Source organism: Telluria antibiotica (genome assembly GCF_011682055.1).
In the GTDB taxonomy this organism is placed as follows: Bacteria; Pseudomonadota; Gammaproteobacteria; order Burkholderiales; family Burkholderiaceae_D; genus Telluria; species Telluria antibiotica.
In genome coordinates this window covers 13,758-32,224 of sequence record NZ_JAAQOM010000015.1, presented here as the reverse complement: position 1 = coordinate 32,224, position 18,467 = coordinate 13,758, and the positions used below count along the sequence as shown (strand labels likewise).

21 protein-coding genes and 2 tRNA genes are annotated in these 18,467 nt (G+C 67.3%); 7 read left to right on the top strand and 16 right to left on the bottom strand.

Annotation, left to right across the window (positions count from 1 at the left end; genetic code table 11):
- Positions 1-41 precede the first annotated feature (41 nt).
- The gene (locus HAV22_RS22730; protein ID WP_229421374.1) at positions 42-254 is read left to right on the top strand and encodes a hypothetical protein; all 213 of its coding nucleotides are present in this window, start codon (positions 42-44) and stop codon (positions 252-254) included.
- A 56-nt stretch (positions 255-310) separates the two neighbouring features.
- Here the strand turns inward: HAV22_RS22730 and HAV22_RS22725 are convergent, their stop codons facing one another.
- Positions 311-673 carry a hypothetical protein gene (locus tag HAV22_RS22725; protein ID WP_166862067.1) on the bottom strand — a complete coding sequence of 121 codons (363 nt, stop codon included), beginning with the start codon at positions 671-673 and terminating at the stop codon, positions 311-313.
- Positions 674-743: 70 nt separating this feature from the next.
- A complete protein-coding gene (locus HAV22_RS22720) occupies positions 744-881 on the bottom strand; it encodes a hypothetical protein (RefSeq protein WP_166862065.1) in 138 nt (45 codons plus the stop codon).
- A gap of 198 nt (positions 882-1,079) precedes the next feature.
- On the opposite strand from HAV22_RS22720, the gene HAV22_RS22715 reads away from it, so the two are divergent.
- Positions 1,080-1,298: a hypothetical protein gene (locus HAV22_RS22715; protein WP_166862025.1), complete on the top strand. Its 219-nt coding sequence runs from the start codon at positions 1,080-1,082 to the stop codon at positions 1,296-1,298.
- A gap of 183 nt (positions 1,299-1,481) precedes the next feature.
- On the opposite strand, the gene HAV22_RS22710 is transcribed toward HAV22_RS22715, so the two are convergent.
- Together HAV22_RS22710 and HAV22_RS22705 are read right to left on the bottom strand one after the other, a co-directional pair.
- The gene (locus HAV22_RS22710; RefSeq protein WP_166862024.1) at positions 1,482-1,676 is read right to left on the bottom strand and encodes a hypothetical protein; all 195 of its coding nucleotides are present in this window, start codon (positions 1,674-1,676) and stop codon (positions 1,482-1,484) included.
- Between the two features lie 20 nt (positions 1,677-1,696).
- A complete protein-coding gene (locus HAV22_RS22705) occupies positions 1,697-1,876 on the bottom strand; it encodes a hypothetical protein (protein WP_166862063.1) in 180 nt (59 codons plus the stop codon).
- Between the two features lie 165 nt (positions 1,877-2,041).
- On the opposite strand from HAV22_RS22705, the gene HAV22_RS22700 reads away from it, so the two are divergent.
- On the top strand, positions 2,042-2,908 hold the full coding sequence (locus tag HAV22_RS22700) for an alpha/beta hydrolase (protein WP_229421373.1): 867 nt from the start codon (positions 2,042-2,044) through the stop codon (positions 2,906-2,908).
- A 16-nt stretch (positions 2,909-2,924) separates the two neighbouring features.
- On the opposite strand, the gene HAV22_RS22695 is transcribed toward HAV22_RS22700, so the two are convergent.
- Positions 2,925-3,224 (bottom strand): 2Fe-2S iron-sulfur cluster-binding protein, encoded by a 300-nt coding sequence (locus tag HAV22_RS22695; protein WP_166862061.1) that lies wholly within the window; start codon positions 3,222-3,224, stop codon positions 2,925-2,927.
- 122 nt (positions 3,225-3,346) lie between these two features.
- Here HAV22_RS22695 and HAV22_RS22690 point away from each other — a divergent pair, with 122 nt between their 5' ends.
- On the top strand, positions 3,347-4,348 hold the full coding sequence (locus HAV22_RS22690; protein WP_208296335.1) for a L,D-transpeptidase family protein: 1,002 nt from the start codon (positions 3,347-3,349) through the stop codon (positions 4,346-4,348).
- 23 nt (positions 4,349-4,371) lie between these two features.
- Positions 4,372-5,076 (top strand): M23 family metallopeptidase, encoded by a 705-nt coding sequence (locus tag HAV22_RS22685; RefSeq protein ID WP_166862060.1) that lies wholly within the window; start codon positions 4,372-4,374, stop codon positions 5,074-5,076.
- A gap of 15 nt (positions 5,077-5,091) precedes the next feature.
- On the opposite strand, the gene HAV22_RS22680 is transcribed toward HAV22_RS22685, so the two are convergent.
- From HAV22_RS22680 to HAV22_RS22660, 5 genes are all read right to left on the bottom strand, one after another.
- Positions 5,092-6,861: a M4 family metallopeptidase gene (locus HAV22_RS22680; protein WP_166862058.1), complete on the bottom strand. Its 1,770-nt coding sequence runs from the start codon at positions 6,859-6,861 to the stop codon at positions 5,092-5,094.
- Between the two features lie 165 nt (positions 6,862-7,026).
- Positions 7,027-7,617 carry a hypothetical protein gene (locus HAV22_RS22675; RefSeq protein WP_166862055.1) on the bottom strand — a complete coding sequence of 197 codons (591 nt, stop codon included), beginning with the start codon at positions 7,615-7,617 and terminating at the stop codon, positions 7,027-7,029.
- Positions 7,618-7,626: 9 nt separating this feature from the next.
- The gene (locus HAV22_RS22670) at positions 7,627-8,811 is read right to left on the bottom strand and encodes a zinc-dependent alcohol dehydrogenase (RefSeq protein WP_166862053.1); all 1,185 of its coding nucleotides are present in this window, start codon (positions 8,809-8,811) and stop codon (positions 7,627-7,629) included.
- Between the two features lie 217 nt (positions 8,812-9,028).
- Positions 9,029-9,904: a KPN_02809 family neutral zinc metallopeptidase gene (gene ypfJ / locus HAV22_RS22665; RefSeq protein ID WP_166862051.1), complete on the bottom strand. Its 876-nt coding sequence runs from the start codon at positions 9,902-9,904 to the stop codon at positions 9,029-9,031.
- Positions 9,905-9,964: 60 nt separating this feature from the next.
- Positions 9,965-10,150 (bottom strand): hypothetical protein, encoded by a 186-nt coding sequence (locus HAV22_RS22660; protein WP_166862049.1) that lies wholly within the window; start codon positions 10,148-10,150, stop codon positions 9,965-9,967.
- A 195-nt stretch (positions 10,151-10,345) separates the two neighbouring features.
- On the opposite strand from HAV22_RS22660, the gene HAV22_RS22655 reads away from it, so the two are divergent.
- Both HAV22_RS22655 and HAV22_RS22650 read left to right on the top strand, forming a co-directional pair.
- Positions 10,346-11,338, top strand: coding sequence for a N5-glutamine methyltransferase family protein (locus HAV22_RS22655; protein WP_166862047.1), 993 nt, complete (start codon positions 10,346-10,348; stop codon positions 11,336-11,338).
- Between the two features lie 43 nt (positions 11,339-11,381).
- Positions 11,382-11,996, top strand: a complete 615-nt coding sequence (locus HAV22_RS22650; protein WP_166862045.1) for an SLAC1 family transporter — start codon at positions 11,382-11,384, stop codon at positions 11,994-11,996.
- Between the two features lie 339 nt (positions 11,997-12,335).
- Here the strand turns inward: HAV22_RS22650 and HAV22_RS22645 are convergent.
- From HAV22_RS22645 to HAV22_RS22620, 6 genes are all read right to left on the bottom strand, one after another.
- Positions 12,336-12,425, bottom strand: a tRNA-Ser gene (locus HAV22_RS22645).
- Between the two features lie 76 nt (positions 12,426-12,501).
- Positions 12,502-13,764, bottom strand: coding sequence for a glycoside hydrolase family 5 protein (locus HAV22_RS22640; RefSeq protein ID WP_208296334.1), 1,263 nt, complete (start codon positions 13,762-13,764; stop codon positions 12,502-12,504).
- A gap of 595 nt (positions 13,765-14,359) precedes the next feature.
- Positions 14,360-14,449 (bottom strand) — tRNA-Ser (locus tag HAV22_RS22635).
- Positions 14,450-14,528: 79 nt separating this feature from the next.
- Positions 14,529-15,818, bottom strand: a complete 1,290-nt coding sequence (gene serS, locus HAV22_RS22630; protein ID WP_166862043.1) for a serine--tRNA ligase — start codon at positions 15,816-15,818, stop codon at positions 14,529-14,531.
- A 151-nt stretch (positions 15,819-15,969) separates the two neighbouring features.
- Complete coding sequence (locus HAV22_RS22625; RefSeq protein ID WP_166862036.1) at positions 15,970-17,133, bottom strand: YfhO family protein; 1,164 nt, start codon at positions 17,131-17,133, stop codon at positions 15,970-15,972.
- Positions 17,130-18,467, bottom strand: coding sequence for a glycosyltransferase (locus HAV22_RS22620; protein ID WP_166862034.1), 1,338 nt, complete (start codon positions 18,465-18,467; stop codon positions 17,130-17,132). The genes HAV22_RS22625 and HAV22_RS22620 overlap by 4 nt, the downstream gene beginning before the upstream one ends.

Genomic DNA, 18,467 nt, shown 5'->3' with positions numbered 1-18,467 from the left:
TGCTCGGTGACTCTTTAGCAATACCACTCACCGAGCATATGATGACTGAACTGAATATCGACGCCGGCACGGCCACCCAGGCGCAACGCAGGATGCGTACCGACATGCGCACGCGCGACCTCGTCAACCAGGCCGTCGCTTCGGTGCCCACGCTGGGCCTGCAGCGCGCCGCCGAATTCCTGGCGGCGATGGGCGTGCCGGCCGAAATCGCCGTGCGCGCCCTCGTGTATCCGAATCGACGCCGGACGAACTGAAGCGTAACGCCGGCGTCCGCGTGGGCACGGTGTGCCCACCCTGCGTGTGCGCGGCTTTATTCTTGCGCGGCGATGTCGGCCAGCGATTCGCGGCCGCGCGCCGTCAATGCGAACCCGCCTTCGGCGCGCGGGGCAATGTGGGATTTCCGGCTCAGGAACTGGACGACGTCGTCGTCGATGGCCGCCGCCGGATCGGCGTCGAGCGCACGCAGCGCCTGCACGCAGCGCCGCAGGAACAGCAATTCGGCGCCCTGCTCCGTCAGCGCGAGGCTGCCGGTCTTCCCGTACTGGATCAGTTTCAGGCCCGACAGGCGCTTCGCATTGCGCCCGACACAGGCATTGACGCGGTCGTTCTTCGCACCGCGCCGGATGAATTCGAGCGCATCGTATTCGTCGCCCGTCAGTTTCAGATTCTTCATTACGCTTTCCAAGGAAACAAGCCCGCCATGGTAACGGCGGCGGGCCGTCCCGGCAACCTTGCCTGCAGCCTTATCGCCGCGCGCGCATCGCGGCCCAGACCAGGCCTGCGCCCGCCAGCACGCCCAGCGCGACGGCCGCATGCATCTTGTGCGAGCCCAGCAGAGGGCCGCGGCCCAGCGGAATCCTGTTGTACAGCGTCGTGTTCATGCTTCTCTCCTCCGAATGTCGTTGGCCATCAGCTCATTATTAAAAAGTTCCTTGCGGTCATATGTGCGTCACCGTACATAAACGTGGGTTGTGTCTGATTAGCAACAACACCGCCATGCTGCACCGCGTCTATTGCGCGCCGGGGGCGGACACAGGCTGTTAGTATCGCGCCAACACGACAACGCAATGGAGCACGCCATGAGAACGAATGTACCTAAGCCCGACCCGGGCGCGGACGCCCCTCCGAACATGCACGAGGCCGACATCGGCAGCGGCGAACGCTCGCCGGGCCAGCACGAAACGGACGCCATGATCCGCGACATCCCACCACGGGGCACGGACAAGGGCAACCAGCAGGACGCCGCCCAGTCCGGCAACCAGCAAGCCGCGCGCGACGGCCGATCGGCCAAGCCCTGACCTGACTGACATGCCGCGCGCCGGCCACGCGGCCGGTTCGCGGACCGGCGTCCATCGGTCGGGCGCCGGCACACTCCACCAGCACGCAGCGCGCCGCAGGAACCGTCCGGCACCCGCGAGCGCCGGGGGCGGCGCCCGTCCCTGTTCACCCGCAGCCATCACGCGCCCCCGCGCGCGACCGCGTCACTGCGCCTTGACGGGCGGCTCCGGCAAGTCCGGTTCCTTCACGGGCGCGCGCGCCGGCGCCGGCACGTCGTCCGGATCGGGACGGGGCCCCGGCGGCGGCAGGTCAGGGTCGGGCGTCGTGGGGTCCGGCGTCGAGTGGGCGCGGTGGACGGCGGCGCCGTCCGTGCGTGCGTCCTGTTCCAGCGAACTCATGGGATGCTCCAGCCGCCGGCTCAGCGGCCTTCCTTCTGCTTCGCGCCGCCACCCGCGCCCTTGTCCTTGCCGGCCTTCACGGTCGACATGTGGTCGTGGCTGCTCTTGTCCTTGACGCCGGCCTTGCGCTTCTGTGCGTCTTCCTCGGACAAATTACCCGATTGCTTGTTCTGGCTGCCGGTGGATTTCGATTGGGTCATGATGATCTCCTGTGATTACCGTTGACGTTGTGCGCAGCCTAGCATGGAAGACCGGACCCGGTTTTTCAATCGTGCGGGCCGGCAGAGGCTTGGGTTATAGTCGGGTTTTATCCATCCATCGCCGCCATGCCGCGCCGCTTGATCACCTTCGCGCTCGCCCTTGCCATGTCCACGACCCTGCACGCCGCACCGATGACGCTCGCCGACTACCTCGCGCTCTCCGGCCCCGCGCCCGACGCCACCTTGCACTACGGCGCCGCGCCGTCGCAGTACGCCGAGCTGTTCCTCCCGGCCGGCAAGGGGCCGTTTCCCGTGGCCGTCCTCGTGCACGGCGGCTGCTGGACGAAGGAATTCGGTGGCATCACGCAGTTGCGCAACATGGCGGGAGCGCTGACGGCGCGCGGCATCGCCGTCTGGAACGTGGAATACCGCCGCGTCGACGAAGCAGGCGGCGGCTATCCCGGCACGTACCAGGACATGAACGCCGCGCTCGACCTGCTGGCCCGCACGGCGCGCGAGCACCCGCTCGACCTCGACCGCCTCGTTGCCGTGGGCCACTCCGCCGGCGGCCAGCTCGTGCAGTGGCTGGCGGCACGGCCCCGCATCCCCGCGACGAGCCCGCTGTACCAGGCCCACCCTGTGCCCGTGCCCGTGCGCCAGGTCGTGAGCCTCGGCGGCCTCGCCGACCTGCGCCGCGAAACGGCGCTGCTGAAGACGAGCTGCGGGCGCGACGTCGCCGAACTGGCCGGCACGCCCAGCGCCGCGCGGCCGGACGTCTTTTCCGACACGAACGCGGGCGACCTGATGCCCAACGGCAGCCGCACGATCCTCGTCACGGGAGCGCTGGACACGATCTCGCCGCCGCGCGTCGCGCACGATTTCGCCGCGCGCGCCCGTGCGGCCGGCGACGCCGCCGACGTCGTGATCCTGCCGGGCGCCAGCCACTACGACGAAGTGGCGGCCACGTCGGGTGCGTGGCCGCGCGTGCTGCGCGCGATCGAAACGGCGCTGGGGATCGCGGACGACCGCTGACGCCGCCCTTGCCTCGTCACTTCGGTAACACGATCCGTTTCGCGAGGCGCTGGTCGACGACGAGATCCTCCTGCGGCACGGCAACGCACGGCAGGATATAGCCTTCGCGCTTTTCGTCGAAGGACAGGCCCGGCCATTCCACGAGGTAGCGGACGGTGCCGCTGGCCAGGCGGCAGATGCACGTACGACACGTGCCGTTGCGGCACGAGCTGGGCAGGTCGATGCCGGCCCGTTCGGCGGCGTGCAGCACCGTCGTGTCCGCGTCGGCCGGAAAGGACCAGCCGGACGGCTGCAGGGTGATGGTCAACGTGGTCATGGCGCCGATTGTACCGCCTGCGCCACCGGGCCAGCTCAGCCGTGGCTGGGTTCGTTCCCGCACAGAGCGGGACCGTGCGCGGCACTACCCTGAAGCCATCGCATCTTCAGGCAGGACATCCATTGAAAACGCACCGTCTCCCCATCCTGATCGCCCTGGTGGCCGGCCTCGTCGGCGCGTCCGCGGGCGCCGAGCCACCGCATCGCGCCGTGCATCACCCGGCCGTACGACCGGCGCCGGCCGCGGTACAGCCGGCCTCGCCCCCGGCCGTACGCGCCGCCGAATCCGACCACGTGCTGCGCGCCCAGGTACTGCTGGACCGCGCGCACTTCTCGCCCGGCGAGATCGACGGCGCCTACGGCTCCAACATGCGGCAGGCGCTGGCCGGCTTCCAGAAGGCGCACGACCTGGCCGTCACCGGCAAGCTCGACGACGCCACGTGGAACGCGCTGAACACGGACACGACACCCACGCTGCTCACGTACACCTTGGCCGACGAGGACGTCGCCGGTCCGTTCCGTCCCGTGCCGGACGACATGATGGAAAAAGCGAAGCTGCCGACGCTCGGCTACAGCTCGCCGGCCGAAGGACTCGGCGAGAAATTCCACGCCAGCCCGGCGCTGCTGGAAAAACTCAATCCCGGCAAGGACCTGGGCCGCGCGGGCGAGCAGATCGCCGTCCCGAACGTCGTCGGCACGCCGGCGCTGGCGGCGGCCGCGCGCGTCGTCGTGTCGAAGAACACCCGCACGCTGCAGCTGCAGGACGCGGGCGGGACCGTGCTGGCGCAATATCCCGTGTCGAGCGGCAGCGAACACGATCCGCTGCCGATCGGGCACTGGAAGATCGACGGCGTGCACCGCAACCCGACGTACCACTACAACCCGAAGCTGTTCTGGGACGCGAAGCCGGGCGACAAGAACACGACGATCGCGGCCGGCCCCAACAACCCGGTGGGCGTCGTGTGGATCGACCTGTCCAAGCCGCACTACGGCATCCACGGTACGCCGGTGCCGGGCTCGGTGGGCAAGAGCGAGTCGCACGGCTGCATCCGCCTGACGAACTGGAGCGCGTCGGAAGTGGCGGGCCTCGTGCAGGCGGGGACCGAGGTCGTGCTGCAGGACTGACACTCAAGCGATAGGAGACGACGATGAGATGGTTGCTGACCTTCGTGCTCGGCGTGCTGGTGGGCGCCGGCGGCCTGTTCGTCTGGCTGCGCCAGATGCCGCATGCGCCCACGGCACCGGCCGTGGCGGTGAACACGGGCTCGCTGCCCGCGCCGCCATCGCCCGGCCCCAGCCTGGACGGCAAGCTGCCGCCGGCGCCGCAAGTGATGCCCGACCTGACGGAACTCGACCTGCCGCTGCGCCCTGCCGGCGCGGATGCGCCGGCGACGTCCGCAGCGCCGGCCGCACCGGCCGGCGCGCAAGGCAAGCTGCTGGTGCCCGTCGAAGGCATGCCGCTGGCGAAGATCACCGACACGTTCGACCAGCCGCGCGGCACGGAGCGCCATCACGAGGCACTGGACATCATGGCGCCGAAGGGTACGAAGGTCGTCGCCACGGCCGACGGGAAGATCGTCAAACTCTTCACGAGCAAGCCGGGCGGGCTGACCGTGTACCAGTTCGATCCGACGGAAAAATACGCGTACTACTACGCCCACCTGGACCGCTACGCCGACGGCCTGAAGGAAGGCATGGACGTCAAGCGCGGCGACCTGATCGGTTATGTCGGGTCCACCGGCAACGCCGACCCGAACGCGCCGCACCTGCACTTCGCCGTGTTCGAGCTCACGCCCGAGAAGCAGTGGTGGAAAGGGACGCCGGTGGATCCCTTTCCGTTGCTGCAGCCGTGACGCGGCGATGAGCAGCTACCGCGCCGCCTCATCCACGTCCACCCCCACGTTGACGGCGGCATACGCGCGCTGCACGGCGATCGCCTCGCGGCTGCCCGGCCCGTACAGTTCGCCGGCCGCCTCGATCATCTTGGCGCGCGCATCGGCGTAGTTCGTGCTCGACGTGAACTTGGTCGTGTTCGCCTTGAACCAGATCCGGTAGGCCTTGTCGATGCCGATGCCCGTCATCGCGGCCGGCGTCCGCACGAGGTATTTGCTGTAGTAGTCGCTCGTCTTGTCCGCACTCGACCCTTGCGCGAGGAAGTAGAACATGCGGTTGTTCGGGCCGCTGCTGTAATGGACGTCCAGCCGTTTCAACGCATTGCTCCACGCGTCCGGGCTGTTGCCGTCCTTGCTCGGCCGGTACATCCAGCGCAGCGGCGTGCCGCTCCGGCTGATCTCCTTGCCCAGCACCCAGTCGTTGCCCGTCGGCGGGACGTGGTCGCCGTGCCCGCCCCCGCGCGCATAGGCTTCGACGGCCTCGCCGTTGATGTCCGACGACGATTCGTTCAGGCCGCCCGATTCGCCCGCGTACGTCAGGTTCGACGTGGCGGCCGTCACGCCGTGGCCCATCTCGTGGCCGATCACGTCGATCGAGCCCAGGCTGTAGAAGCTGGACCCGTCGCCGATGAACATGCAGCGGCACGTGTCGCTGTAGTACGCGTTGTCGTACGCCGTGTTGACGTGCGCCGCGATATACGTCGCCGTGTCGTGGCCGTCCAGCGACAGCCAGTTGAACACGTTCTTCAAGGTGTCGTACGTGTTCATCAGCCCCCACATCGCGTTCACGGCGGCCGTCTGCCCGTTCGCGTTCGTCGTCGACCCGCCCGCCACGTACTGCTTGCCGTCGCCCCACGTGTTCGTGTCGTTGACGTAGACGCTGCCGGCGCTCGTGCCGTGGTCGGCGTTCGTGATCGCCATCGCACCGAACGTGCCACCGGTGCCGCGCGTCCCGTCGACCATGCGGTACTTGCCGTCGGCGAGCGTCGTGCTGATCGGGACATCGCCGTTGTACTGGCTGTGGCCGACGCCCACGACCGTCTGCAGCATCGTCCAGCGTGCGAGGATCGTGCCGTCGCGCGCGCTGACGATGGTGTCGTGGTAGGCCGGCTTCGCGCCGACCACCAGGCGCGTGCGCACGAGGTAGGCGAGTTCGTAGCGGTCGACGACGTCCTGCACGTCGAGCGCGTTGAGGTCGTCCTCCGCCTTGTCGCGCGCGGCGGCCACGCGTTCCGTGCGCATGGCGGGCCAGATGACCAGCTCGGCGCTGGGCGGCGCTTCGTGGCGCGCCGCGGACGGCGGCGCCGCGAGCGCGGCCAGCGCCGTGTCGATCGCCGCTTTCGACGAGATCGTCGGCACGACGCTGAACTCCGTGCCCGGCCCAGCGTCGAGCCCGGCCACGTTGGCGCGCCGTGCGGCGTCGGACTCGGACACGATCTTCCCGTTCGCGTCCAGCACGAGCACGGCGTCGACGCCGAAGATGGGCACGCCCTCGAACGTGTGCGCGACGCGCGCCACCTGCGTGCCCGCCGTGCCGGGATGCTGGCGCAGGATCGCGTAGCCATGGCGCGCGTCCTGGCCGCGGGCCGCGCGACGCGCGTCCAGCTGGGCCAGCAGCGCCGCCTGCGCCTGCGGCGTGACGACGGCCGGCGCGCTCATCGTGCCGGGACCGGACGCGCCGGCAGGCATGGCGACGGCCAGGGAGGCGGCGCCGAACGACGCCAGCCACAACTTGCGCTTGTTCATGGGATTTCCTTTCAGTGAGCGGACACACGCGCAGTGTGGCCGACCTCGCTCAAAGGAATTTGCTCAAGCACAAAAAGCCCGCGGCAGCAGGACGCTGCCGCGAGACTCGCGGTAAAGCAGCGGCAGATGGTGCGCCGGGATGCGCGCGCCGCGTCTACCCGGGCGTCAACGCTCGCGCCGGCGCATCAGGTAGACGGCCGCGCCGATGACGGCACCGGTCATCACGGCCTTCTTCACGAGGCCGGCCCGGTTGTGCTCCCATTCGGCCTTGATGCCCATCTCCGCCAGGACGTTCGGGACCTTGCCGTGCGCGAGGTCCTCGCCGATGCCTTCGACGACGTTCACACGGTCGGCTGCGAGCAGCAGCATCCAGCGCCGCAGGTCGTTTTCCGACCATTTGAACGCGAGGCGCCGGATCATGCCGGACACGCCCTTCGGCGGCTGCACCGTGCCGAAGATGGGCGTGATGCCGGGGCGCTCCGTCGACACGAGGATCTCGACGTTTTCCGGCTGCTGCGGGAGCTTGCCTTCGTGCGGATGGATGAAGCGCGCGGGCGTACGCTCCATGGGGATGGCCGGGCGGTTCTTGTGATCGAGGTCCGCGCCCCAGCCTTCGATGTGCTTCAGTTCGTCGCGGCCGGGCCGGCGCGGGCCCTCGGCCATGTCGCCTTGCAGCGGGTGCGCGTGCACGTGACCGTCGCCATGGTCGTGATGATGATGGTGGTGCTGTGCACCGATATCGGTTTTCGCTTCCATGACGTCTCCTCAATGCAGTGCGCTGGCGTTCACGGCCTGGACCTCGCGTGCGGACGGCGGGATAAGGACGGTCTTGATGCAGTTGTCGAGCTTGCTCGAGAAGATGTGGTACGCGTCCGCCACTTCTTCCAGCGGCACCCGGTGCGTGATGATTTCCTTCGGATTCAGCCGCCCTTCGCGGATGTGCTCGATGAGGCGCGGCAGGTGGCGCTTGACGCTGGCCTGGTTGGCGCGGATCGTCAGGCCCTTGTTCACGACGTTGCCGATCGGGACGGCATTGAACGTCGGGCCGTACACCCCGACGATCGACACGTTGCCGCCCTTGCGCACGCTGTTGATGGCCCAGTGCAGCACGGTCGACGCGCCCGCCTGCATCTTCATCAGGCGCCCCGTCAGGGTTTGCGCGATGGAGCCGGCCGCGTCGCCGCCCACGGCGTCGATGCAGACGTCGGCGCCCATCCAGTCCGTCATCTTCTTGATGTGCTCCGCCATGTCGTTCACTTCGCGGAAGTTCACGACCTCGCATTGGGCGTAGCGCTTGACGAATTCCAGGCGGTACTCGACCTCGTCGACGACGATCACCCTGCCCGCCCCCATCAACCATGCGGACTTCGCGGCGAAGATGCCGATGGGGCCGGCGCCGAAGATGACGACGGTGTCGCCTTCGTGGATGTCGCCCATCTCGGCGGCCTGGTAGCCCGTCGGCAGGGCGTCCGTCAGCAGCACGGCATCGTCCAGGTGCAGGTCGTCGGGGATCGGGTACGGGCCCACGTCGGCCATCGGCACGCGCACGTACTCGGCCTGGCCGCCGTCGTAGCCGCCCGCCGTGTGCGAGTAACCGTAGATGGCACCGGAGGCCGTCGCTTCCGGATTCGTGTTGTGGCAATTGCCGAACAGTTCGCGCTGGCAGAAGAAGCACGACCCGCAGAACAGGTTGAACGGCACGAGGACGCGGTCGCCCGCCTTCAACGTCCGCACGTCGCGGCCGACGTCGACGACTTCGCCGACGAATTCATGGCCGAACGTGTGGCCCACGCGCGTGTCGGGCACCATGCCGTGATACAGGTGCAGGTCGGATCCGCAGATGCAGGAACGCAGCACGCGCACGATGGCGTCACCCGGGTGTTCGATGACGGGATCGGGCTTGTAATCGGCGCGGACGCGATAAGGTCCCCGGTAATTCATTGCCAGCATAACTCCTCCATATCATGTGTCGGCCCGCCGCCACGGACGAGCCCTTGACAACAAGGTATGTCAAAACGCTAAGGAAGGCGATACGCGCACGGAAACGTACGGGGGTTCATGAACACTTTTTTGCCGAGTCGGATATCTTTGTTTTTAAAGGGAACTAGTTGAAAATATGAATGAAAACGGCCGCACGCGGCGGCCGTCTGCATGGGGCGGAGCGGGCTCAGAGCTGGCGTGCCTCGAACGTATTGCACTGCTCGACGGAGCCCGTCTGCAGCCCGCGCGTAAACCAGCGCACGCGCTGGGCCGACGTGCCGTGCGTGAACGAATCGGGCACGACGACGCCGCGCGACTGGCGCTGCAGCGCGTCGTCGCCGATGGCGCTCGCGGCGTTCAGCGCGGACTCGACGTCGCCCTGTTCGATGATCTGCTTGGCCTGGTTCGTGTGATAGGCCCACACGCCGGCGAAGCAGTCGGCCTGCAGTTCCAGGCGTACCGACGCCGCGTTGGCCTGCGTCTCGGACAAGTGCTGGCGCGCGCTGTCGACCTTGCCCGAGATGCCCAACAGGTTCTGCACGTGGTGCCCGACCTCGTGGGCGATCACGTACGCCTGCGTGAATTCGCCGCCGACCTTGAAGCGCTGCTGCATCATGCGGAAGAAGTCCAGGTCGAGATAGACCTTGCGGTCGGCCGGGCAATAGAACGGCCCGACGGCCGCCTGCCCCATGCCGCAGCCCTGCGTCGGCGTGCGGCCCGAGTACAGCACGAGATGCGGCGGCGAGTAGGTGCCGCCGTTGGCGCGGAAAATTTGCGTCCACGTGTCTTCCGTATAGCCTAGCACGGTGCGCACGAATTGCGTCTCGCGGTCGTTTGCGGGCGGATGCGCGGGCGCCTGCTGGACTTGCGCCGGCGCCCCGCCACCCGACAGCAGGTTCAGGATCGTCGACGGCGACACCCCGAAGAACCACGACCCGACCAGCGCGATGACGATCGTGCCGATGCCGACCGTGCCGCCGCCGAAGCTGAAGCCGCCGCCTCCGCCGCCGTCGCCGCGGCGGTCCTCGATGTTGTCGCTCTGCCGATCACCTTCCCAACGCATATCGCTCTCCTTGCGGCACCGTCGCCGGTGCCGTCGTCGTCATTGTCGTGGCGGACGCGGTCAGCGTCCGCCGGAACGCCTGATGTTCACCGATCCCGTGCGTTCGCGCACATCCTTCAGGCGGAACTCGTCATCCAGCGTCAAGCCGCTGCGCTGCTCGTCATGCAGCAGGCGCTCGCGACGCTCGCGCTCGACCTCGCGTTCCAGGCGCTCGTTCAGGGTTACGTCCGGCGTCGTCGTCTTCATGGTCGTCCTCGTCCGTGGGCCACGCTTCTTGCGTTAACCCGGGTCAATTGTGCGTGCCGTAAGCGGCCGCATCTGTTCGAACTTTCACATAAATCAAATAATGCCATAGCGGCCGGCGGCACTGCATGACAGCCTGTCCACATCTCTGTGCGCCCGCGCACGGAAGGGCGCGCGGGCGTGGCGCATGCTCGGCCCATGACCGCTCCCTCCTTTGCGAACCACGACGCGCTCGCCGCGCTCGGCCGCAGTCTACAGGCCGCCGGCTACCGTTTCGTGACCGTCACGCCGGCCACGCACCGGCGCGTGAACAACCGCCCGGAGAACGCCTGGGCACACGACCTGCGCGGCGTATTCGGCTGGAGCCGGCCGTTCGGTCCCAGCCTGCTGCCGGCCGCGATCGACGTCCCGCTGCGCGCGGCAGACCTGCTCGTCCCCGTCGCGGCAGACGGCAGCGACGCGCCAGACGACAGCACGCCCGCCGGCTGGCGCGCGCGCATCCGCGCATCGACCATCGGCGACCGGCTGTATTTCCACTCGGCCTGGCCAACGTGCGATGCCGATGCCGTGTTCTTCGGCCCGGACACGTACCGCTACACTTGCGCGCTGCGCCGCGTGCTCGGTCCGCACGGGGGCCTGCGCCGTCCCGTGCGGCGCGCCATCGACATCGGCGCGGGGGCCGGGCCGGCCGCGATCGAACTGGCGCTGCGCTGCCGCGACGCGACCGTCTACGCCACCGACATCAATCCCGCCGCGCTCGCGCTGGCCGACGTCAACGCGGGGCTGAACGGCGCGCACAACGTCGTGCCCTGCCGCAGCGACCTGCTGGACGGCGTCGACGGCGGCTTCGACCTCGTCATGTCGAATCCGCCGTACATCCTCGACCCGGACGCGCTGACCTACCGCCACGGCGGCGGCGACCACGGCGCCGAGCTGTCGACGCGCATCGTGCACGCGGCGCTGGACCGCCTGCATCCCGGCGGCAGCCTGCTGCTGTACACGGGCGTCGCCATCGTCGACGGCGCCGATCCGTTCCTGGCCGGCATCCGCGACCGCCTCGATGCCGACACCGACTGCTGGTCGTACGAGGAACTCGATCCGGACATCTTCGGCGGCCAGCTGGACTGCCCCGGCTACGAGCAGGTGGAACGCATCGCGGCCGTGTGGCTGCACGCCGTCAAGCGGGGCTGAGCGGCTGGATTGAGACGATCGGGCAAAACTTGGGGCCGCTGGCATGACGGTGTTGGCGTGGGCCATCGTGATGCGCTGGCTGTCCGTGCGCCACGCGCCCAGCCAGGTGACGCCTGCGTGGATCGTGCCCGTCGTCGGCATGCTCGACATCACGCTCGCCGTGCCGGTGCTGCGCTGGGACGGGCTGCACGGCGTGACGGTGTTTGGCCTCGCGGTGGGCCTGTTCTTTGCGCTGCCGCTGCTGGCCATGCTGCTCGGCCGGCTGGTGACGAAGGAGCCGTTGCCGGTGGCGTTGCAGCCGTCGCTGTTGATTATGGCGGCGCCGTTTGCCGTGGGGTTTTCGGCCTATGTCGCGACGTTCGGGCGGGTGGATGCGTTTGCGCAGGGGCTTGTGATGGTGATGCTGTTTTTGTTGCCGGTGCTGCTTGGGCGGTTGGCGCATTTGCCTGCTGGTTCGCCGTTTCGGCTCGCCTGGTGGGCGGGGAGTTTTCCGTTGGCGGCGGCGGTGGCCAGTTTGCGGTATGCCAGTGTTGCCGGGAGTGGGGTGATGGATGCGATTGCGTTGCTCGTGCTTGTTGTCGCGACGGTGGTGATTGCGATGTTTGGGGTGCAGACCGTGAGGGGCGTTGTGAGTGGGAGGTTGCGGGAGTTGACCTGAGCAGGGATTGCTGGTGCGTGTCTTTTGGCTTTGCAGCGCGCGCCCGCGGCGCGCGGGGCTGTCCGCGAGCGGACAGCAGTCGGAGATTCGAAGGCCGAGCTTCGCCGGCCTTCGAATTGGAACTGCGTCGTAAAGGCGATGCTGCTTCTGGCGCGTGCCTCTCCGCTTTGCAGCGCGCGCCCTCGGCGCGCGGCGCCGTCCGCCTTGCGGACGGCAAACGGGCGATTCGGGAGGGCTGGGCTCGTAGGCCCAGCCCTTCGAATCCCACCACGCAGGGCGCGCAGGCGCCCTGCTCTCTCCGCCAAAACAAAAAAGGCCCCATCGGGGCCTGTTTTGTTTTGGCGGAGAGGGTGGGATTCGAACCCACGGTACGGTCACCCGTACGCCTGATTTCGAGTCAGGTACATTCGACCACTCTGCCACCTCTCCGTGTCGCGGTCGTTTCGCGTGAAGGCCGCATTATAGACGGTGGGTAGGAGAATCGCAAGGCCTGCCCACCAATCCATCATTTCGGCGGCAAGCCCGCCATCAGCGCATCCAGCGTCTGCTGGCCCCGCACCTGGGTCGTCCTGCGGTCGAAGATGCTGCCCGACTGGTCGTCCGGCGCGCCGACGTCCCAGAAGAATGGCGCGACGCCATTCGCAGCGGCCTTCTTCACGACATAGGTATGGTAGTAGTTGCGCGACCGGAGGTGCAGCGCGAGCGCGTCGCCCGTCAGGTTCGTGCGGCGCTGGGCGGCGAATTCGCCCAGCACGACGGGGATGCCCTTGTCGATGAAGGTTTTCTTCAGACTGGCGAATTGCGCATCGACGTAATCTTCCTCGCCCCAGGCCGAGTTGCGCTTCGCGTCAGTCGTGGAGTGATTCGGCGCGCCCCAGTAATACGCCTGATTGCCCCACGTTTCATCCTTCGTCATCAAGACAAAGTTGAACGGATCGTAGAAATGGATCTCGGCCATCAGCCGGCCCGCCAGCTTATCGGCCGGCAGCGTGGGCATCAGCTTGACCGACAGGTCGATGTTGGTCTGGGGACCCTGCACGACCAGCACCCTGTAGGCGTTCCTGCCGCCGGTCGCGCGTACGGCGTCGACGAACGTCTGGTGATGGCTCATCAGGATTGCCATCCCCGTCGCGTCCTTCGTGTCCGGCTCGTTGGCGCTGGCGAACATCACGTGCTCGTCGAAATCGCGCAAGGTCGTGGCGATCTGTTCCCAGTACGCCTTCTGCTTCGCGTTCACGGCATCCTTCTTGTCGGCCGTGATGTTCTTTTCCAGCCAGCCGCCGTCCCAGTGAACGTTGACGAGAACATACAGGTCGTTGTCGACGCAATACTGGACGACCTGCTTCACACGGGCGAGCCACGTGGCGCTGATCTGCCCCGTCTTCTGGTCCGCATACTGGTCCCACGCCACCGGCAGGCGGATCGCGTTGAACCCGGCCTGCTTGACGGCCTGGATCAGCGCGTTCGACACCGGCGGGTTGCCCCATGCCGTTTCGCCGCCGATCGCTTCCATCGTATTGCCGATGTTGAAGCCGATGCGGATCGATGATGCGATCTGCTGGGCGTTGTGCGACATGCCCGTCGTGTCGGCCGGCACCGGATTCGGGTTGTAGCTCGGGTACAGGGCGGCGGTCGTCGTTGGCGTGGGCACCGGCGCTGGTGTCATGGTGCTGGCGGGGGTTGCGGCGGACGATGCGGAGCCGCCGCTGGCGCAGGCTGCGAACAGCAGGGCGAGCATCGGGGCGCAGAGCAGGGGTGAAACTCTCAAGGGATCTCCTCGTTGTTGTTATGGACGGACGTACAGGGTAGAAAGAGACGGTGCTTGGGAGATAGTCCGAATCACGTGGATTGCTGTTCGTGTGCGGATTGTTGAAGGATTGTTGACGTCCGTGTTACTGAGGGCGGGTGCGGTGAGGAAAGGGCTTCAGGGCTGATGGGGGATCGGGCGCGGGGCCGGTGGGTGACCGGCGGATGGGTGGTGGCGGTCTCGCGGGGCGGGACGCGGGTGCGCTGCGGTGCTGCTCTTTTCGTGGTTTTTGGCTTCGGAGCGCGGGGCGGGCAGGAAATGGGTGATCGCTGGACCGGGCCGGCGCCGGTCCGGCGGAGCGGAACTGCGTCGCAAGGCGATGCTGCTTCTTGCTCGCGTCTTTTCGCTTTGCAGCGCGCGCCCTCGGCGCGCGACGCCGTCCGCCTTGCGGACGGCAAACGGGCGATTCGGGAGGGCTGGGCTTGCAAGCCCAGCCCTTCGAGTCCCACCACGCAGGGCGCGCAGGCGCCCTGCGTGGTGGGACTCGAAGGGCGCGCAGGCGCCCTGCTCTCTCCCGCAAAACAAAAAAGGCTCCCGATGGGAGCCTGTTTTGTTTTGGCGGAGAGGGTGGGATTCGAACCCACGGTACGGTCACCCGTACGCCTGATTTCGAGTCAGGTACATTCGACCACTCTGCCACCTCTCCGTGTCGCGGTCGTTTCGCGTGAGGCCGCATTATAGACGGCCTCCAGCAAAAACGGAAGGGCTAAATGCGCAAACGCGCGTCAGGCCGTCAGGCGCTCGATGCCGCCCATGTACGGACGCAGCACCTCCGGGATCACCACGCTGCCGTCCGCCTGCTGGTAGTTTTCCAGCACGGCCACCAGCGTGCGGCCGACGGCCAGGCCGGAGCCGTTCAGCGTGTGCAGCAGTTCCGGCTTGCCCTTCGCATTGCGGAAGCGCGCCTGCATGCGGCGCGCCTGGAAATCTTCGCAGTTCGACAGCGACGAGATCTCGCGGTACGTGTTCTGCGCCGGCAGCCACACTTCGAGGTCATACGTCTTCGCGGCAGAAAACCCCATGTCGCCCGTGCACAGCTGCATCACGCGGTACGGCAACCCCAGGTTCTTCAGGATCGTCTCGGCCTGGCCCACCATCTCTTCCAGCGCGTCGTACGACTGTTCCGGATGGGCGATCTGCACGAGCTCGACCTTGTCGAACTGGTGCTGGCGGATCATGCCGCGCGTGTCGCGGCCGTAGCTGCCGGCCTCCGAACGGAAGCATGGGGTGTGCGCCGTGATCTTGATCGGCAGCGTTTCCGCCGCGACGATCTCGTCACGCACCATGTTCGTCAGCGACACTTCCGACGTCGGGATCAGGTAGAAATTCTCGCCCTCGCCTTCCGCGCCGCCTTTTTTCACGGCGAACAAGTCTTCCTCGAACTTCGGCAGCTGGCCCGTGCCGCGCAGCGAATCGGCGTTCACCATGTACGGCGTGTAGCATTCCGTATAGCCGTGCTGGCCCGTGTGCGTGTCCAGCATGTATTGCGCCAGCGCGCGGTGCAGGCGCGCGATGCCGCCTTTCATGACGGCGAAGCGCGAGCCCGTCAGCTTGGTGGCCGTGTCGAAATCCAGGCCCAGCGGGGCGCCGACGTCGACGTGGTCCTTGACTTCGAAATCGAACTGGCGCGGCGTGCCGACCTTGCGCACCTCGACGTTGCCCGACTCGTCCTTGCCTACCGGCGTGGACGGATGCGGCACGTTCGGGATCGCGGCCATGAAGTGCGCCAGCTTGTCCTGGACCTCGGCCAGCGCGCTCTCGTTCGCCTTCAGCTCATCGCCGATGCATGCGACCTCGGCCATCACAGCACTCGTGTCCTCGCCCTTGCCTTTGAGCATGCCGATCTGTTTGGACAGCGAGTTGCGCTTGCCCTGCAATTCCTCGGTGCGCGTCTGGATCGCCTTGCGCTCGGCTTCGAGGGCGTTGAATCCGGCGACGTCGAGCTGGTACTTGCGGCTCGCGAGGCGGGCGGCGACGTTGTCGATGTCTTTGCGAAGGAGTTGGATGTCTATCATTGTCGGGATTGTTGCAGGGTGGGATATCGAAAGCGCAATTGTACCAAGTCGCAAGCCGCAAACCATGGCCGGGCACCGAACTTTTGCCCCCGCAACATCGCCGGCGTCGGGCGCCCGCAAGAAATGCCACCTGCGCCGCCGCGCGCGTTCGTCACGCCGGCCGCGCCCCCTCAGCGGCGGACACCGGGCCGGGACGTGGCGGCACCTCGGCACGATGCGTCATCGCAAACAGGAAAAACAGCCAGATCGCAGCATCGTAAAAGAACATCTTCTCGTTGATGGGAATGAGGACCAGGATGACGCCGAGCACGAACCCGTTGGCCACGAGCATGCGGCCGACCATCAGCGCGAACGCCAGCGTGACGATGCCGCCGCCACGGGTCAGCAGGTTGAAGACCATGCCGATGTCCTGGTAGTAACAGCGCACGCACGGGTCGGCGCCGAAGCCGACGCCAATGAATTTCTCGTCCAGGCTCAGCGCCGTCCACGCGTGCACGCCCTCGACGCGATGCAGCAGGCTCCCATCGTCATGCTCCAGGAAGCGGGTCTCGAGGTGCTCCACCACGCCGGACACGGCCATGTACCCAAGCACGGCGCCGACGAGGACGAGCAGGTGCACGACGCGCACTTTCGACCGCCACACGTAGCCGAACAGCACGATGAGCACGGGCACGAAATAGATCGACGAGCCCGAATTCGTCATGAAGACGGACAGCACGGCCATGAACGACGTCACGACGAGCCGCTCGGTGAACGCCGATGACAGGATGAGGATCGCCGCCAGGCATCCCATGTAGTTCGCGTAGGTACCCGGTTCGACCTGCAACCCGGAGAAGCGGGCGATGTGCAGGAAATCCTCGACGAAGCGACTGTCCGAGCCAAAGATCATCTTGTGGAAATCGACGATCGGTCCGCCCGCCAGATAGAACAGCAGGGCCTGGACGGTGATCATGGCGGCATTGACGAGCAGCAGCCAGCCGACCGCCGACACGAATTCCGACCGCCACGTGAAACTGGCCTCGTAGATGAACGCGGCCAGCAGCGTGTTCAGGACGATCAGCAGCGTGAAATGGAAAGGCACGGGACTGACGACCAGCGAGTGAAACGCCACCATGGCCAGCACCACGAGGAGCAGACGCGTTTCGGCGCGAAAGCGCACCTTCGTGATCGCGAACAGCGGGACGAGCGCCACAAACGACGCGCCCGCGGAAAAATATTTCGGGAACATCGACGGGTTCTGGCCGCCCTGTTCGAACGGGGTGAACAGCAGGAACAGCGCGCCGAACAAGGCGACGAACGCCACCCTGCCTTTCACTCGCCGTCGTGCAGCCGGGTGCATGGGCGCATCCTCGACGAAGCGTGCGCGCCCGCCCCGCTGCCGCACGCTGGCTCGGCATCGGGCGCCTCCGCGCACGCGGCGGCATGTGCTGGCCCGCCCAGCGCACGACCGAACAGCGCGTAATTGACGGTCGCGTCGTAACGAACTTCCCACCAGGCGCGCGCCGCGTGGCGGCAGGCATGCGCCGCGCGACGGTCGGCGAAGCGATGCAGCGCGGCCGCGATCGTCGGCACGTCGGCATCCGCCGGAATCAGGACGCCGTTGGCGGCGTTGACGATCTCGGCGCTGGCGCCGACGTCGGTCGCCACCATCGGTATGCCTGCCGCGCTGGCTTCCATCAGGCTGACGGGGATGCCTTCGTTGTCACTCACGTTGACGATGACGTCGAACGATTCCTCGCGATACAGCGTCCGCAGTTCCGCCGGTGTCAGATACCCCTTGAACACAGCCTGCGCACGTGCGCCCAGGCGCGCGCGGGCATACGCGCGCAGGTCGTCGAACAGCGGACCGTCGCCGACGTGCGTCCAGCGCACAGCCAGCGCCGGATCGGCCGCGAGCAGGCACGCGATCGCATCGACGACGAGATGCAGGCGCTTGCCGGGCACGACGAAGGAACAGGAGACGATTTCCAACGGGCCGCCGGACGGCCCGCGGTTCAGCCGGCCCGGATCGTGGACGCCGAGCCGGGCGACGTGGAATTTTGCGGCCAGCGCGGGAAAGGCGCCGGCGAGATAGCGTCGGCCGTGGCGGGACACACAGTACACGTCGTCGATGCCGGCAAGGATGGCGTGCCGCAGTCCCGCGTAGCCACCCGCCTTGCGGTCTTCGTAGAGGTCGCCGCCGTGCGCGCGGCTGACGATGCGCACGGCGGCCCCGCTGGCGGCGCGAAACTGCAGCGCGCCGAGGATCTCGGGCAGCAGCCAATAGAAATAGATGACGTCGACGCGCTCGCCGCGGCGCGCACGGCTGGCCAGGAAGCGCTCGAACAGGCGCGCGCGGTAGATCGTCCGCACGAGTTCCGTCAAGTTCTCCAGCTTGCTGCGCTGGCGCAGGATGAAGCCGAGGTCGGCGCGCCACCGGTACCGGGCGAGTCCGCTCAACAGTGCCCCCGCCACGTGCCACGCCCGCAAGACGCCCCAGCGCTGCGCCGAATATCCGAGGTCGACCGGATGGGCGACGGGCCGTGCGACGTCGTCGGGATCATGGAAGATCGGCACGAGCTCGATGCGGTCGAACCGGCACGCGAGAGACTCGAGCTCGGCCGCCACGAACGCTTCACCCTGCCCGTACGGGTAAAGCGAAGTGACCAT